Below are 14617 nucleotides of genomic sequence, written 5' to 3'. Positions count from 1 at the left end.
AGGAAACGAGAAGGCAGTATGAAAAAGATATTGACGATATGTGAGAATGTCTTCTCTGTGAAAATTACCGGGAAGCAATGAAAACACTGCCGCGTGAGAAGGCGCAAATGTTGGAGGATTTTGGTCTTCAGCCGTCTGTTTGTACGGATATTAATGAATTTGGACAGGAGGGTGACCTTCATCTTTATGTGGCCAGCTATTTTATTGTCGGACGTATTATAGAAGGGAAAAAAGAATGGGATCCGGACCGTAACTGGTATATATCATTTGAAGTGCCGAGAGATGACCACTTTATCCCCGAAGGATTCCCGAAACCCGTTCTCCAGCTTGACTGTGTGACGCTGCTCCCGTGGATAATGGAAGAACCATATTAAATAACCCGGCATTCAGGCAGCCGGGTTATTTGTTAATGATTCCGTCCCAGCCATTTGTCCCACCACTTTTTCGGGGAAGCGGGCTTTTCCTTGACTGGACGCTGGTCTTTTGTTTGTTTGACAGGTTCTGAGCCGAAGCACACATTCGCTGGCTCTGTGCCTTTCACAAAATACGTGTAATGCTTGGCTGCGCAGCCGGGGCCGGAGGAGTAGCCTGTTGCCGGATCGATGTAGACGCCGATCACGCCTTTTGGCGGTTTAAAGGCTGTTTCTGGTTCTCCTTTGAGCGCATCCTCCATAAACTCCGCCCAAATGGTTTTGGCATAGTTTTTTTCTGCGACTGAGTCGATGGTGCTGTTTTTGTCATAGCCCGTCCATACACCCGCAGCCAGCTTCGGGTTGAAACCGATCATCCAGCTGTCTGCGCTTGTTGTGCCTGATTTTCCCGCATAGGTTCTAGTCAGGCGGTCCGCGATTGTCCGTCCTGTCACGGATGTATAGCCGTTTAAATCTGTATCAAACATGCCTGTCATCATATTAGCGGTCACAAAGGCAGCTTTTTCATCCAGCACTTGTTTATGCTGATTCGGGCTTTCGTACAGTACATGTCCGGCTGCATCAGTCACTCTCGTGATAAAGGTCGGTTCGATTTTCTTTCCGCCATTTGCCAGCATGGCATAGGCGTTGACCATCTCAATCGGGCGCACCGGTTCCGTGCCGAGGGCCAAGGATGGCAGCGCTTGGAGCTGCGCGGTGATGCCAAATTCCTTTGCAGCCTGAACGAGCTTGTTCATTCCGAGAAAGAGATGGGTTTTCACAGCATAAATGTTGTCAGACAGCGCCAGCGCCTGAAGAAGCGTAATCGGTTTGTTTGCGTAATAACCGTTATAGTTGCTTGGAGAATAGGTTTCTCCCTTTGCGTCGATTTGAAACTCGGTTTCTTCGCTTTTCATCAGTGTCACTGGCGTAAACCCGCTCTGGATCGCTTTATAATACAGTAACGGTTTGATTGTCGAAGCGGGCTGGCGTTTCGCCTGTGTCGTCCGGTCAAACGGGCTCTTTTGATAATCCCTGCCGCCGACAAGAGCGAGAACGTTTCCTGTGCGTGGATCAACGGCTGAAAATCCGACTTGAATGTCAGAACCGGCGTTAACCGTTTCGGTAATGGTTTCCTCGGCAATGCGCTGAAGCCGTTTATTCACGGTTGTATACACATTTAACCCGCTCGTTTCAATTTGCTCCCGCGTCATGCCGAGTTTTTTTCCAGATCTCTCATCGCATTATCATAGAAATAAGGCGCTTTTCTGCTAATGGCGTGTTTATTCAACGGCTGATAGGAAAGGGGCTCTTTGATCAGCTCGTCCGCTTTTTTACGGCTGATCATCCGCTGTTTTTCCATCATCCGCACAATTGTTTTTTGGCGATCCTTGGCCTTTGTTTCATTGACATAAGGCGAATAGCCGGAAGGGCCTTTCGGAATACCGGCCAAAAGCGCCGCCTCCGCATCTGTCAGGTTTTTGGCATGCTTGCCGAAATAGAGGCGGGATGCGGCTTCGATCCCATAGGCGCCGTGGCCGTAGTATATCGTATTTAAATAGCCTTCTAATATCTCGTCCTTAGAATAGTTTTGTTCCAGACGAATTGTATAGAATGCCTCATTCCATTTGCGTTTCCACGTTTTGTCGTGTTCAAGATACAAGTTTCTCGCATATTGCTGGGTAATGGTGCTTGCGCCCTGCACCTTGGCCAGCGCTTTTAAGTCGGCCAGCGCCGCACCAGCCATGCGTTTATAATCAAAGCCATGGTGATCATAGAAGTTCTGGTCTTCAATCGCCACCGTCGCTTTTACAATCGTCGGATTCATGTCTTTTAAGGGGACCCAATAGCGTTTTTCGCCATAGTTCGTCTCCCCGAGTTTTGAGCCGTCGCTCGCAAACAAAATCGTGGATTGCGGCACTTGAACCGAGGGAGCGCCCTGGTATTTGGCTATCAAAATGACAGTCATAAACACAGCAGCTGCCGCTAAGCACGCGAAAGCCCCAAGAAAGATAAAGGCGCGAACGGTTTTGAGCGTCAGTCTCAGCCGTTTATTTGTCATTGCATCCACAATGGTTCCCCCTTTTTTTATGTTTCTACTATTATGAGAAAAAAAGATTGTTTTTAAACATCGGGTGACAGGACGCATCTTTACTTTTTCCCCGCCATCCTCTATACTTTTTCCTTAGGTGAAAATGCGATTTCAACCGGGAATAAAAGCTGAAAAGACGCTTACAATAAATGAATACAGCCTTGAAAGGGAGATGACAATTGAGCGAACTTTGGTACACAGAGAAGCAGACGAAAAACTTTGGCATTACATTGAAGGTTAATAAAACATTACATACAGAACAAACGGAGTTTCAGCATTTAGAAATGGTGGAAACAGAAGAGTTTGGCAACATGCTGTTTTTGGACGGCATGGTGATGACATCTGAAAAAGACGAATTCGTTTATCACGAAATGGTGGCGCATGTGCCATTGTTTACGCACCCGAATCCGGAGCATGTGCTTGTAGTCGGCGGCGGTGACGGCGGCGTCATCAGAGAAATTCTGAAGCACCCGAGCGTGAAAAAAGCGACACTTGTTGATATTGACGGCAAGGTCATCGAATACTCTAAAAAGTTTCTTCCTTCTATTGCGGGAAAACTTGACGATCCGCGTGTTGACGTGCAGGTGGATGACGGATTTATGCACATTGCGAAATCTGAAAATCAATACGACGTCATTATGGTAGATTCAACTGAACCAGTCGGGCCTGCGGTAAACCTGTTTACAAAAGGGTTCTATGCCGGAATCGCGAAGGCGCTGAAGGAAGACGGCATTTTTGTCGCTCAGACGGACAACCCATGGTTCACACCGGAATTAATTACAAATGTACAGCGTGACGTAAAGGAAATCTTCCCGATTACGAAGCTGTATACGGCGAACATTCCGACATACCCAAGCGGTTTGTGGACATTTACAATCGGTTCGAAAACATATGATCCGCTTGCAGTGGAAGACAGCCGTTTCTTTGATATTGACACGAAATATTACACAAAAGATATTCATAAAGCGGCGTTTGTTCTGCCGAAATTTGTGAGTGACCTGATTAAATAATGAATGTATGGCGCAGGAGCGAATCTTGCGCTTTTTTAAAGGAAAGCGAGGGTTTTATAGATGAGATTTGATGAAGCTTATTCAGGAAAAGTATTTATCGCGAGCCGTCCAGAGTGGGAAGAGGCGGACGCCATCCTTTACGGCATGCCGATGGACTGGACGGTGAGCTATCGTCCGGGATCACGCTTCGGCCCTGGAAGAATCCGCGAGGTGTCAATCGGCCTTGAAGAATACAGCCCGTATCTGGACCTTGATCTGTCGGACCTGAACTTCTTTGACGCCGGCGACATTCCGCTGCCATTCGGCAACCCGCAAAAAAGTCTTGATATGATTGAAGAATATGTGGACAGTATTTTAGAAAAAGGAAAATTCCCGATGGGTATGGGCGGGGAGCATCTCGTGTCATGGCCTGTCATGAAAGCAATGTACAAGAAATTTCCTGACCTGGCGATTATTCATTTTGATGCACATACGGATCTTCGCGTCGACTATGAGGGAGAACCGCTTTCTCACTCAACGCCGATCCGTAAAGCGGCGGAATTAATCGGCCCGGAAAATGTGTATTCATTCGGAATCCGTTCCGGTATGAAAGAAGAGTTCGAATGGGCAAAGGAAAACGGCATGCACATCTCTAAGTTTGAAGTGCTTGAGCCGCTGAAAGAGGTTCTTCCGAAGCTGGCAGGCCGTCCGGTATATGTCACAATCGACATTGACGTATTAGACCCTGCTCACGCACCGGGAACAGGAACCGTTGACGCAGGCGGCATCACGTCTAAAGAACTGCTTGCATCTGTTCATGAAATCGCGCGCTCAAAGGTAAACGTAAAGGGCGCTGATTTAGTAGAAGTAGCTCCGATTTACGACCACTCAGAGCAAACGGCAAACACAGCCAGCAAAATCATTCGTGAAATGCTGCTTGGGTTTGTGAAATAAGAGAAACATCCAGACTTTGTCTGGATGTTTTTTGTTCTCATGCTTTGCAAACATCTTATTCAAGGTGGAAAGAGGGGACGAAAAAAACCGCCGATAAAGGCGGTCTTAGATCATAGCACGTTGTGCAACATCAAAATGTTCTGTAGATGAATTTGATACTTCTACTGTGACAAATACAGCACTCACAGCTAAACAAGCGAGTAATAATTTATACTTCCATTTCATATAAATTCACCCCCCCTTGAATGTGCTGTCTTGCTTCTTCAACCTTTAAAAAATAAGTAGATGCTTTTTTGTAATTTTCCTGCTGATGATAATACTTAGCAACATCGAGTGCAAAGTCTTCAATATCAGCATACATCATTTTACTTTCAAGGAAAACAAAACATTTTTCTATTGCTGCTTCATCAGGTCCAGACAAGTATAAAGATTCCAAAAATTCAAACTCCGTTAAGTACACAGTGTCTCCGGCAGCTATTGAATAATCTCTTCCTTTTTTATGATATTCACAAGCGTTATCAATCTTGCCTAATTTAAAATAAATTTGTGTAATTAGGAAAAAAGCTTGTGGCAGTGAAGGAACCATTTTCGATTCTTCAAATACATGAATAGATTTTTTTACATACTCTATCGCTGATTCAAGACTGTGTTGGTTTTGCTTGCAAAGTGCAATATTATAAAGCGTTCTTCCCATTAGCTGCGGCTGCTGTGCCGCCTCAGCAAGTGTATAAGCTTTTTGGAAATGGGCAATTGCTTTATCATACTGTTTCAGATCCAAAAAGTTAGCTCCAAACAGGGATTGGCATTGAATCATTCTGATATCATATGTAGTTTGTTCATTGTATATTTCAAAGGCTTGACGTGCATAGTCCATGGACACATAAGTTTGCTTCATATAGTAATAAACTTCTGACATTTTGAAAAAGAACTCAGCTTTATCAATTTTATCTGTCACAAAAGTCAGTTTGCTCTCTGCTTTTTTAAAAAATTGAATGGCTAATATATATTCCCGGCGATCCAGTTCGTACATACCTCTGAAGAAATTAAAGTAGTATTCAAGCAGTCCGGTTAAACGAGCCTGTTTTTTATCAATCTCAAGCAGCAAATCGGACAGTCGCGGCTGTTCCTCTATCCGCATGTTTTCTAACGGTTCAAGATACTCAAGCATCAGATTGTGCCGGAATTCCATCAGTGAATAATACAAATGAAGATCCTGGTCTTCTTCCATTTGATCCAGCTCTTGTTTGATTTCTCTTCGTAAATATTCCGCATCCGGTATGCTGAATCGGCGTATGTACATATACCATTCATTAATCTTTTCTCCAACGGAAGAAGAAGATATGACACTTGTCACGTTTGAAAATCCCTCCCTTCATTATTCTATATATGTCATATTTTATCATCATCATTCTTGTGAGAAGCGCAAAAAAACCGCAATCTTTTCTTTCGTTACACCGCATGATGGCCGGAATTTCTTCAAAAACAGCTTTTACCCTCGGCTGTTTGTACAAGCAAATGCATTCACCTTCCATATTCTGTTGTATCTGCGTGAGCAGTGTATGTCTGAAAAGGAAGTGATGAAATGAGGAAAAACAAGCTTTCCTTTAAAGAAAAAGCAGAAGCTGCACAAGATTGTTTATGTTTTTGTGAGGAAGAAACCAGTCGTGAAGCGATGTTTCAAGCGCCGATTGAATTGCCTGAGGGGTTTGTCGTTGATCCGGCTGAAGCTGTTGCAAACGTCACGTGGAATGCAGACAGCCTTTCTTGTGTCAGTGAACGCTGCTTAATTGAGACGGGGCCTGAGCCTGATGAAATCGGTGTTCAATTTGCAGTCCGCCTGCAGGGAACCGTTACGCTTCTGGTCAGTGTCTCACCTGTGCGAAACCAATATGGACAAGGGGAGGGGGCTGTTTCTGTCATTCACAATGTGGAGATCGATCAAGTTGTCTATTATTCTGATGAACCGGATGATTGTCCGGATGTCAGTGACATTACGATCGAGAACCTTGTTGTCGTCCCGCCATTTTACGGCAGTCCATTATCGGTGACGGGAACGATTGTGCTTGTACCTGCGCCGGAGCCCGAACCCGTTTATGCGTTCACAGCGAATCCAGATGATCAGTCGGTTTCTGTGATTGATACCAACACTCATACTGTTGTGACGACGATTTCTCTTCCATACCAACCTACAAGGATAGAAAAGGCGCCAGATAACACCTCTGTGTTTGTTTTGCATTACTATGATCGTGTCATTTCTGTCATCAGTCAAGACACATTGAGTGTTACAGCTTCTATTTTGCTGGATCAGCCGCCGGAATCCATATCTTTTATACCTGGACACGAATTTTTTTACGTTGTCGCTGGTGGTGCCATAAATGTGATAGGAATTGAAACCTTAACTGTTGAAAGGTCTATTCCTTTTGAAGGCTTTGATGTTGCAATTGATCCAAATGGATTGTTTGCGTATCTGCTTGGTTTCGGTTCAGTGCAAAGATTGGACTTAAACACAGGTGAAGTGACAGGAACTATTGAACGGGATCTTATCGTAAATGCCCTAGAAACGGGTTGGCCGGAACGTTACCTTTATGTATTAGAACAAGAATTCTTTTTCAATTATTTGACGGTGATTGATTTGAATACATTTACGATCAGCAGCACCCAAGAGCTGGAGTATGAAGGTGAATATGGAATGTTCAAGAGCGGATCAGGGGTGTATTTGTTTGATGATTTCACTCACAATCTATATTCCGTCAGTCCAAGTGGTGCAGGCGTAATAGGAAATCTTCCGCAATTGGCAAGAGACATTGCGTTTACCCCGAATGGCGAGTTTCTGTATGCAACAAATTTTATAGAGCAAAGCATCACTGTTTACAACACGGATGATTATTCTGTGGAAACTGTCATATCGCTTGGCGTTTCACCGAGTGACATTGCGATTTAATCAACTGGATATTGTGCATTTCTAAAAGGGATGAGAAATCATGAAAAAGAATGATCTTTCTGTTTTTGTGATGAAGATGCCAGCCGTGAAGCGCCATTTCAAGTGCCGATTGAAGTGCCTGAGGGGTTTGTCGTTGATCCTGCGGAGGCAGTCACTGCGGTTACATGGAGTACAGACGTGATGAATGGTGAACTAGGACCGAAGGGTGTAACAGAGATCAGTTTGTCACCCTTGAGCAGGGGGTGGCTTTGACCGCCTATTTGAAACTTTGAGGACAATTGTATGTTCTCTGGATAGTACTAGGGCTTATTTTCCAGAGTCTTATAGTGAACCGTTTCTCATTAACAATGTATATGTCGTTAATACTGCCGCACAAAGGAAATTGCAAACGTGTCTCTTCCTAATGTCTATAACCTCACAGTAACATCCGACAAAGCCCGGCGACAATGCAGTGACCGTGTACCGCACGAGTGATGATTCAGCCGTGACGGTCATTCCGGTTGGCGCCGGTCCGTCCTCGATTGCAATGTAGATGTTTTTATAGATCGAGAGAAGCAGGGCTGCGATAAGAGAATCGTTTATAAATAAAAGATCCGATCTGCTGGATGGCAGCTAAGATGATCAGAAACAGCAGTTCACTTATAGTAAAACTGAGCATCCACCAAATCCCGGCTCCTGTCAGCACTCCCACAAGCACTTTTCGGAACAGGTTTCCATGCTGAAAAAGCTGCAGCAAGTACGTTCGCAAATAAAACAATAAATACAAAATCAGTAACACCGCAAGCCCCATTGTAACGGCAGGGGACGTATGAAAGCTGAAGTGAACGGCCTTGACGATTTCGAACATGCAGCCGAAAACGATGACCTGATACAATACAGCAGCCATCACATATGATTGGCGGATGCCCCTATAGCTGTCGCGCAGCAATTTTACATCGTCGGCATAACGGCTGCACAGCTTGCGATGCTGAAAGTCACAGCAGCTTTGATGAGACTGTGTGAGTTTCTGAAAAGCTGCTGTCATGTTTTTGACAGATTGCGTCACGTAGTGAAGATAGAGAAAGGCGGGAAGCATCAGTACGGAAGCGGCACAAGCCAACAGCCCAAGGCGGGCAGCGTCATTTTTGATCAGCTGTACATATTGGCCCGCGGCTTCGGCACCTGAGTGAAACCAGCCGAAGGAATAAGCCGCCATGGCCGCAAGCAGCAATAATAAAATAAAGACAGTGCTTTTTTTCATTGTCTCATCACTTCTTTCTGGGGTACATGAATGACTGCTTTGTTAGAAGAAACCATTGCTTCAATGAGAGCCAAGAAATCATGAGAATTCATCTGCTGAATGGTGCGGTAAAGGCCGAGAAACGAGCAATCGTACTGTTCACATTCTGCCGCCCATTCAAAGCATTTACGCGCGTAATCACAGTCATAGATGATCGCGTTGACTAAAGAATCCTTGCCGTACTCAAGCCAGGCTTCGGTACGGTTTTTCTGCTGCGTGATATAGTAAGATGCCACATCGATATATGCGGAAGAATGCGCCCCTTTACTGTGAAGGATCAAAAAGCCGCCATCCTCTGATAAGTGAACATCCGCTGACAGGCTTTGGATATTCAAGCGGTACGTTTGCCGGATCTCTTGAAAAAACGGCGAATCCATGTGAAACAGGATGCGAGAGGCAATGTCCCAATACAGCTTCAAGGTCAAAAGTCCGTTTTCTCCTGGGAGCGCCCCGATTTGTATTCCGGTCCAAGTGTCTTCCGGCCGCTCCAGATCACCCTTTACCTCTTTTGATGAGAGGGGAGGGCACGCAGGGACGATCTTTCTGTCAGAGCGGCTGCCAGAGCACTTTTCCAGTCTGAGCTGAGAAGGCAAAAGAGTTTCCGCATCTTCTGGGCCGCCAATCAGAAACAGCGTCATCCGATGGGGCTGGTAGGCGGCAGCATAGGCTTCCTGCAGATCACAGATCGACAGAGCCTCAATGTCTCTTTTTCTGCCTGCGGGGAAGATTGCGGCTGGTGAGGCAGGAGACAGCATCTGGATCAGCTGATAATGGTAATGAAGCTGGTGGTTGAGAAGCGCCGTATCTATTTCACTTGTAATCACGGCTTTTTCCTGAGCAATGATCTGCTCGTCAAACGAGTGGTTCCATAAAGCGTCAAGCAGGATTGGAATGGTTTGTCTGAGCCGATCCGGCAATGAGGTAAACATGAAATTTGTATCAGTGTAAGTGGTGAACGCATTCAACAGCGCGCCGTGTTCAAAAAAATCAGTATACAGGTTCCGGCCGTTATGCCAAAAGAGGAGATGTTCTAAAAAGTGCGCTGTGCCATATGGCAGCATCCGGCTGCCGGTTTCTGACTGTAAGCGGACATCTCGGCTTCCAAAGCCGGTTTTGACATTGCACAGTCTTAAATGGGCGCGGGGGAATTGTAACCTGAATATTTTCATTCCCTTGTCTGTGTATCTGATATCGGTTCGTTCATCCAGCTGTTGAAAAAAGGCTTCCTTTTCCATATCTCTCATCCCCTTACTACATGAGCTCCGATATATGTAAGATTTTTGATGAATTGCAGCAAATCGCGGCACGTGACTGCTGAGATGCTGTCCAGCAAGTCTTCTTTTTTGCAAGAGAAACGGCGCAGGATTCCCATATAGGCTAAGAGTCCTTCAGGAGAATCAAATTGCAGCAGGATTTCATTGATTAAAAATTGTTGTGCCTTTTTTAATTCCGGTTCATCCGCGTGGAAACGCGATACAGCTTCCAAAACTCTTGGAGGAATCTCGTTTTCATGAAGCTGGTCGGTGCATACGGAAACAAGCAGCATATTGCTCATGATGTCATAGCGGGTGATCACATGATAAACGGCCAGATCTTTTTCGCGAAAATGCCGAAATAAAGCGGAATGGCCGTACTTGCCGAGCAATCCGTCTATCAGCTGGATGGCTAAATAATCGCGGACATCTTTCATGTCCCCGCAGTCAAAGCCAAGTGTCATAACGGACGGACCTGCTGTGCTGCGTGTCTCTGTTTCGAAAATATCCTGATTCACGGGTTTTCTTACAGCAGACACTGCGGACGCCTGTGGGGCATGTCCCTGAACATCACATGACTGTATGTTTCCTAATATGTTCAGCTGTTTCTGCTGAGAAAATAAATCAGCGATAAATTCCGACGCATCCAGAAAACGTTTAGGATGCACAGCCATAAGCTTGTCTTTCCGGCCAAACATGGCAGTGCCGTACATCGGGTTTCCAAAGGCTTCCTCCGCCAGACGGGCTGCTGAATAGGAGAACGGGTCAGCGAATGTCTTTTCCATTTTCAGCAGCAGTTCGGCTTTTGCCTTTTCCGCTGCGCTGGCAGAAAGAGAAGCCGGAAAGGAGGACATGTCAACAAAGGTGTTCAGAACAGCATCTGTATGAAATCCCTCAGCATATAACGGATGAATCATGCGGGTTCCGTACGTTTTCAGCTGCCGGTCAAAAAAGAGATTTGCTGAATATATGAAGCGGCGGCCGGCGGCATAGCCGAAAGTGTCGATGATGTTTTGCTTCTGGTGTGCAGCCGCGCCATAAAAATAGATCGTTTCTTCTTCAGGTTCCGCCGCGCTTTCGATCGGCTTCAGAAAGCTCGCGGCGATCGAGATGGTTGAAAATTGATCAGTCGTCAGCAGGTTAACTTCCAAGCCGTTCTCTTTTTCCGCTTGTATCAAAGAAACCACCATCCTGTTTTTGCAGTAAATAGACAATGATCAGCCCGGCAATCGGAATGACTGCCAAGGAAATAACAGTGCCTGTTAAAGTAGCTAAAAAAAGAGGAATACAAAATACATAGGAACGGTATTTAGAGAAACCGCTCCAGAGCTGCTGCTCCGTCTGCCAGCTGAAGGACGGCTTTTTTTCATCTGAAATTAACCGAATATAAGCCCCCGCCAGCAGCAATTCCATACACTGCAAAAAAGTCAAAAGTGAAATCGGCCGGCCGCTGATCAAGCCCATTATCATGGCAATCAAAATAAACCCGCCGGCCAATAAACCGGAATAAAAGCGATATTTCGCCCAAAGCATCGTTCTGCGTTTAATCGGAAGCGTGATCAGCAGTATCCGGTCATTTTTCTCAAGAGAATACAATAAAGCAATCGGTGAGCAGATCAGCAGGAGAGCGCTGATCACGATATAGACGACATGCTGATCGACAATGCCGGTGTTCATCATCTGAAACGAAAAGAAGCCGCTGAATGCCCCCATCACAATATAATTTAACAGCATCGCTTTGGAGGAAATAAACCGGTTCCATTCTCTTTTATAAAACGAAAATTCTGATGTCCGCATAAAAGAATGCATTTTGCTCTGCTGCTGAGGCGCCTGCAAAAATGAAGGGAAGTCAATCACAATAGCCCAGAGCATATGAATCGCACATAGCGGGATCGTCACGGCAGGCATCAAAGCCGCACTGAAGCACACGCAGGTAAATGCCGCCGCATGCAGCAGGAGTGCCGTTCTCCTTTTTTTGACGAAAAGATTGCTTAACAAAACGCCGAAAATAATCGAATAGACAGTAAAAAACGAAAATCTGCCGAGCCAATACAGGGTTTGTGCTCCGGACAGCGTTCCGTTTCCGAATAAGAACAGCGGTAATATGAAAAAAAACAGCGTCCTTCTCAAGCAAGTATCAACAAACAAAACCGCACTCTGAGCGAGCCAGAAGCTCCGGGAAGAGATCGGCAATAGACAGCTCAGCTTCATGTAAGATTCCTTCCATTGGGATGTAACAGAGAGAAACACCATGTACGCATTCATAAACAGAAGCGCGAGCGTGATGTATGTTTTTCCTAAGGTTGATTCATCAATGCCTGCCTGGCGGATCAGCCCGATTTCAAACAAGGCCAAAACGGCAAGCCCTGCGGTGATGCGAATGGCGTCTTTTTTTCCTTGGCGGCCGTAAAGCTGTTTGAACAGCAATGACAGAATCGGAAACAGGTTATTCATGGCCGATCACCTCAAAAAATTCACGCCGAAGATCAGTCTCCTCTCCAATCGGAATGACCTTCCGGATCTGTTTGTGATGAAGAATGGCCGCATAATCACAAAATCTCTGCACCACATCGAGCAAATGGGAAGAAAACAAAATCGTTCCGCCTGCCTTGCAATACTCCTGCATTTTCTGATAAAAGACCTCTATTGACTCCACATCCAAGCCGACAAGCGGCTCATCCAAAATAAACAGGGGAGCCCCGAGCAATAGCCCAGTCATCAACACAACCTTTTGCCTGTTGCCGAGAGACAGCTCGGAAATTCTCCGGTTTGTGTATTGGGAAAAGTGAAATTCCTCTGCCAAACTGTTAAATTGCTGCTCTGAGAAAACTTTCTGATACAAAGAATGAACGAAAGAAACATAGTCCTTCGCCGTAATTTCTGTAAATAGAAGCGGATAATCGGCAGCAAAGTAGCGGCGGGTCTTCAGCTCATCTGATGTTTTCTGCGGCATGCCGGCATCCGCTTCAATGCCGCACAGCGTAAAGTGCCCGCTGAAATTGCGGTTTACCCCTGTCAGCGTATTGATCAGCGTTGTTTTTCCGGCGCCGTTTACCCCAAGCAGTCCGTAAACGGCGCCTTTTTCTAAATGTAAATCTACGTTTTCTAAGATGACGTTGTCTTGCTCATACCACACGGATACATCGTGTATATCCAAAATGCTCATCGTGAGTCAGCCTTCCGCGCGCGCATACCGAAAATTATGGCGATGGCGATAGAAATCAGCGTAAACAAATAATCGCTTTTTACGAAGTAGACGACCGCGCCGATGACAAAAATAAATGAAAGGATATACAGTAACATTTTTCTTTGTGCTGGTGACAAATTGTTTCCCTCCTAAATAAGCTGGACCACATCTTCTAATTGTTCATTTTTCGCCCAGGAGCAGATGTTTTTTCTGTGGTATTTGTTGGAGTTCAGCCCTTTTAAGTAACAGCCTCCGCAATAGCCGCTGAACGGGCATTTGTCTTTCATGCAATGCTCGCTGAACCGCGGCGCCTGCGCTTTCCACAATTTATGGACAAGAGGGGAGTCAAAGATGCTTTCATATGAATCATGAAATATATTTCCCAATGAAAATTCCTTCGGGAAGAGTGCGCACGGGCGTACTTCTCCGAACGGGCTGATCACAATTGATTTCCAGCCGGCGCCGCAGTTCGCCGCACGTTTTCTTTCATACGGAATGATCGGGATCAAATCTTTAAATTCATCAATGACATTTTGCTCGTACTCCATAAATTTGCGGTGCTGTTCGGCATCTTTCGTCGGATGGACAATATCTCTGCCTCTTCCGAAATCATCAACCCAATTGTAAGAGAACGCTTTCGCCCCGAGATCGCGCACCTTTTGGGCCATATCGTGGATTTCCCACATGTTTTTTTCGAAAACCGACATGGCGACTCTGACAAAAATACCATGATCACTCAACAATTTTATCGTTTTACAGGTTTGGGCAAAAGAGCCTTTTCTCCCTCTAAATGAATCATGCACTTCGGACTGTACGCTATCCAGTGATATGCCGACGATGATTTTTTGCTTATAGGCTTTTAACATCTCCAGGCTTTCTTTTCGCATCAGCGTTCCGTTGGTTAAGACGGCGACTTTTTTGAATTTCTTTAACACATATTCAAGAATCTCATTGGCGTTTGGATGGACGAAAATTTCGCCGCCTGTGATTTCACACGTTAAAACGCCGTTATCATACAGCATATCAGCCGTTTTCTTAAATTGATCAATGGATACGGTGCCGAGCGCTTCCGGCGAGCTTTCTAAATAGCAGTGGGCGCACTTTAAATTACAGCGGTGCGTCAGCTCAAAGGTGGCATGCAGCGGCATCGGAAATTCATTGCTTCCGCTTGTGGCGATTTTGTGAAAGCGGGCCCGGTTTTCAAGCTGAATGACCTGCTTGTTCAAAAGCATGCTGAGCATGTCATAGTACCAGTCCTTGTGGTCTTCCGGCGACTCATCATACTTTGCGCATTGCTCTTCTAAAATCTGTTCAGCCGTTCTTTGACCGTCCATCAGCATACAAAGCTCGTAAGCCGTTTTGTTGAGATCTAAGTATTCAAAATCAGAGATCGAGACGTTATCACGCATGTAGTCAATTTCCAGTACACCGCCCTCAGGCAACTGGTGGACTCTTACACTTTCATTAATAAATGGAAACATCTGCTCTATAAACAAAATACCATCCCCTATA

Annotated in this window: 13 protein-coding genes and 2 pseudogenes; 5 read left to right on the top strand and 10 right to left on the bottom strand. The window is 45.5% G+C overall.

The window, feature by feature from the left end; translation table 11 throughout:
- Positions 1-77 precede the first annotated feature (77 nt).
- The gene (locus AU387_RS05815; protein ID WP_157722682.1) at positions 78-374 is read left to right on the top strand and encodes a hypothetical protein; all 297 of its coding nucleotides are present in this window, start codon (positions 78-80) and stop codon (positions 372-374) included.
- Between the two features lie 32 nt (positions 375-406).
- Here the strand turns inward: AU387_RS05815 and AU387_RS05810 are convergent.
- Positions 407-2481, bottom strand: a pseudogene (locus AU387_RS05810) (transglycosylase domain-containing protein).
- 200 nt (positions 2482-2681) lie between these two features.
- Here AU387_RS05810 and speE point away from each other — a divergent pair.
- Positions 2682-3512: a spermidine synthase gene (gene speE / locus AU387_RS05805; RefSeq protein ID WP_059335162.1), complete on the top strand. Its 831-nt coding sequence runs from the start codon at positions 2682-2684 to the stop codon at positions 3510-3512.
- A 60-nt stretch (positions 3513-3572) separates the two neighbouring features.
- Entirely contained in the window at positions 3573-4445 is an 873-nt protein-coding gene (speB, locus tag AU387_RS05800; RefSeq protein WP_059335161.1) for an agmatinase, read from the top strand.
- A gap of 105 nt (positions 4446-4550) precedes the next feature.
- On the opposite strand, the gene AU387_RS05795 is transcribed toward speB, so the two are convergent.
- Positions 4551-4670 carry a PhrC/PhrF family phosphatase-inhibitory pheromone gene (locus AU387_RS05795; RefSeq protein WP_024123223.1) on the bottom strand — a complete coding sequence of 40 codons (120 nt, stop codon included), beginning with the start codon at positions 4668-4670 and terminating at the stop codon, positions 4551-4553.
- Positions 4654-5799, bottom strand: a complete 1146-nt coding sequence (locus AU387_RS05790; protein ID WP_044159817.1) for a response regulator aspartate phosphatase — start codon at positions 5797-5799, stop codon at positions 4654-4656. The genes AU387_RS05795 and AU387_RS05790 overlap by 17 nt, the downstream gene beginning before the upstream one ends.
- Before the next feature lie 228 nt (positions 5800-6027).
- Here AU387_RS05790 and AU387_RS05780 point away from each other — a divergent pair, with 228 nt between their 5' ends.
- Both AU387_RS05780 and AU387_RS21040 read left to right on the top strand, forming a co-directional pair.
- Complete coding sequence (locus tag AU387_RS05780; RefSeq protein ID WP_059335160.1) at positions 6028-7386, top strand: YncE family protein; 1359 nt, start codon at positions 6028-6030, stop codon at positions 7384-7386.
- Positions 7387-7563: 177 nt separating this feature from the next.
- Positions 7564-7918 (top strand): annotated as a pseudogene (locus AU387_RS21040) (YncE family protein); the annotation flags it as partial.
- Positions 7919-7924: 6 nt separating this feature from the next.
- On the opposite strand, the gene AU387_RS05775 reads toward AU387_RS21040, so the two are convergent.
- From AU387_RS05775 to albA, 7 genes are read right to left on the bottom strand one after another with little or no spacing between them, the layout of a single operon-like run.
- On the bottom strand, positions 7925-8626 hold the full coding sequence (locus AU387_RS05775) for a hypothetical protein (protein ID WP_059335159.1): 702 nt from the start codon (positions 8624-8626) through the stop codon (positions 7925-7927).
- The gene (locus AU387_RS05770; protein WP_059335158.1) at positions 8623-9900 is read right to left on the bottom strand and encodes a M16 family metallopeptidase; all 1278 of its coding nucleotides are present in this window, start codon (positions 9898-9900) and stop codon (positions 8623-8625) included. The genes AU387_RS05775 and AU387_RS05770 overlap by 4 nt, the downstream gene beginning before the upstream one ends.
- Positions 9901-9905: 5 nt before the next feature.
- Complete coding sequence (locus AU387_RS05765) at positions 9906-11069, bottom strand: insulinase family protein (protein WP_082687857.1); 1164 nt, start codon at positions 11067-11069, stop codon at positions 9906-9908.
- Entirely contained in the window at positions 11059-12372 is a 1314-nt protein-coding gene (locus AU387_RS05760) for a hypothetical protein (RefSeq protein WP_059335156.1), read from the bottom strand. Before AU387_RS05760 ends, AU387_RS05765 begins: the two co-directional genes overlap by 11 nt.
- The gene (locus AU387_RS05755) at positions 12365-13084 is read right to left on the bottom strand and encodes an ATP-binding cassette domain-containing protein (protein ID WP_059335155.1); all 720 of its coding nucleotides are present in this window, start codon (positions 13082-13084) and stop codon (positions 12365-12367) included. The genes AU387_RS05760 and AU387_RS05755 overlap by 8 nt, the downstream gene beginning before the upstream one ends.
- Positions 13081-13242: an antilisterial bacteriocin subtilosin biosynthesis protein AlbB gene (albB, locus tag AU387_RS05750; RefSeq protein WP_024123213.1), complete on the bottom strand. Its 162-nt coding sequence runs from the start codon at positions 13240-13242 to the stop codon at positions 13081-13083. The genes AU387_RS05755 and albB overlap by 4 nt, the downstream gene beginning before the upstream one ends.
- A 12-nt stretch (positions 13243-13254) precedes the next feature.
- Positions 13255-14601 carry a subtilosin maturase AlbA gene (gene albA, locus AU387_RS05745; RefSeq protein ID WP_044159802.1) on the bottom strand — a complete coding sequence of 449 codons (1347 nt, stop codon included), beginning with the start codon at positions 14599-14601 and terminating at the stop codon, positions 13255-13257.
- Between the last annotated feature and the right edge of the window lie 16 nt (positions 14602-14617).

Source organism: Bacillus halotolerans, from assembly GCF_001517105.1.
Taxonomy (GTDB): Bacteria; Bacillota; Bacilli; order Bacillales; family Bacillaceae; genus Bacillus; species Bacillus halotolerans.
This window is presented reverse-complemented; position numbering and strand designations above follow the sequence as displayed.

Coding starts and splice junctions, on each gene's coding strand:
- AU387_RS05795 (WP_024123223.1), bottom strand. CDS start 4,670: ATGAAATGGAAGTATAAATTATTACTCGCTTGTTTAGCTGTGAGTGCT.
- AU387_RS05760 (WP_059335156.1), bottom strand. CDS start 12,372: ATGAATAACCTGTTTCCGATTCTGTCATTGCTGTTCAAACAGCTTTAC.
- speB (WP_059335161.1), top strand. CDS start 3,573: ATGAGATTTGATGAAGCTTATTCAGGAAAAGTATTTATCGCGAGCCGT.
- AU387_RS05755 (WP_059335155.1), bottom strand. CDS start 13,084: ATGAGCATTTTGGATATACACGATGTATCCGTGTGGTATGAGCAAGAC.
- AU387_RS05815 (WP_157722682.1), top strand. CDS start 78: ATGAAAACACTGCCGCGTGAGAAGGCGCAAATGTTGGAGGATTTTGGT.
- AU387_RS05770 (WP_059335158.1), bottom strand. CDS start 9,900: ATGGAAAAGGAAGCCTTTTTTCAACAGCTGGATGAACGAACCGATATC.
- AU387_RS05775 (WP_059335159.1), bottom strand. CDS start 8,626: ATGAAAAAAAGCACTGTCTTTATTTTATTATTGCTGCTTGCGGCCATG.
- AU387_RS05780 (WP_059335160.1), top strand. CDS start 6,028: ATGAGGAAAAACAAGCTTTCCTTTAAAGAAAAAGCAGAAGCTGCACAA.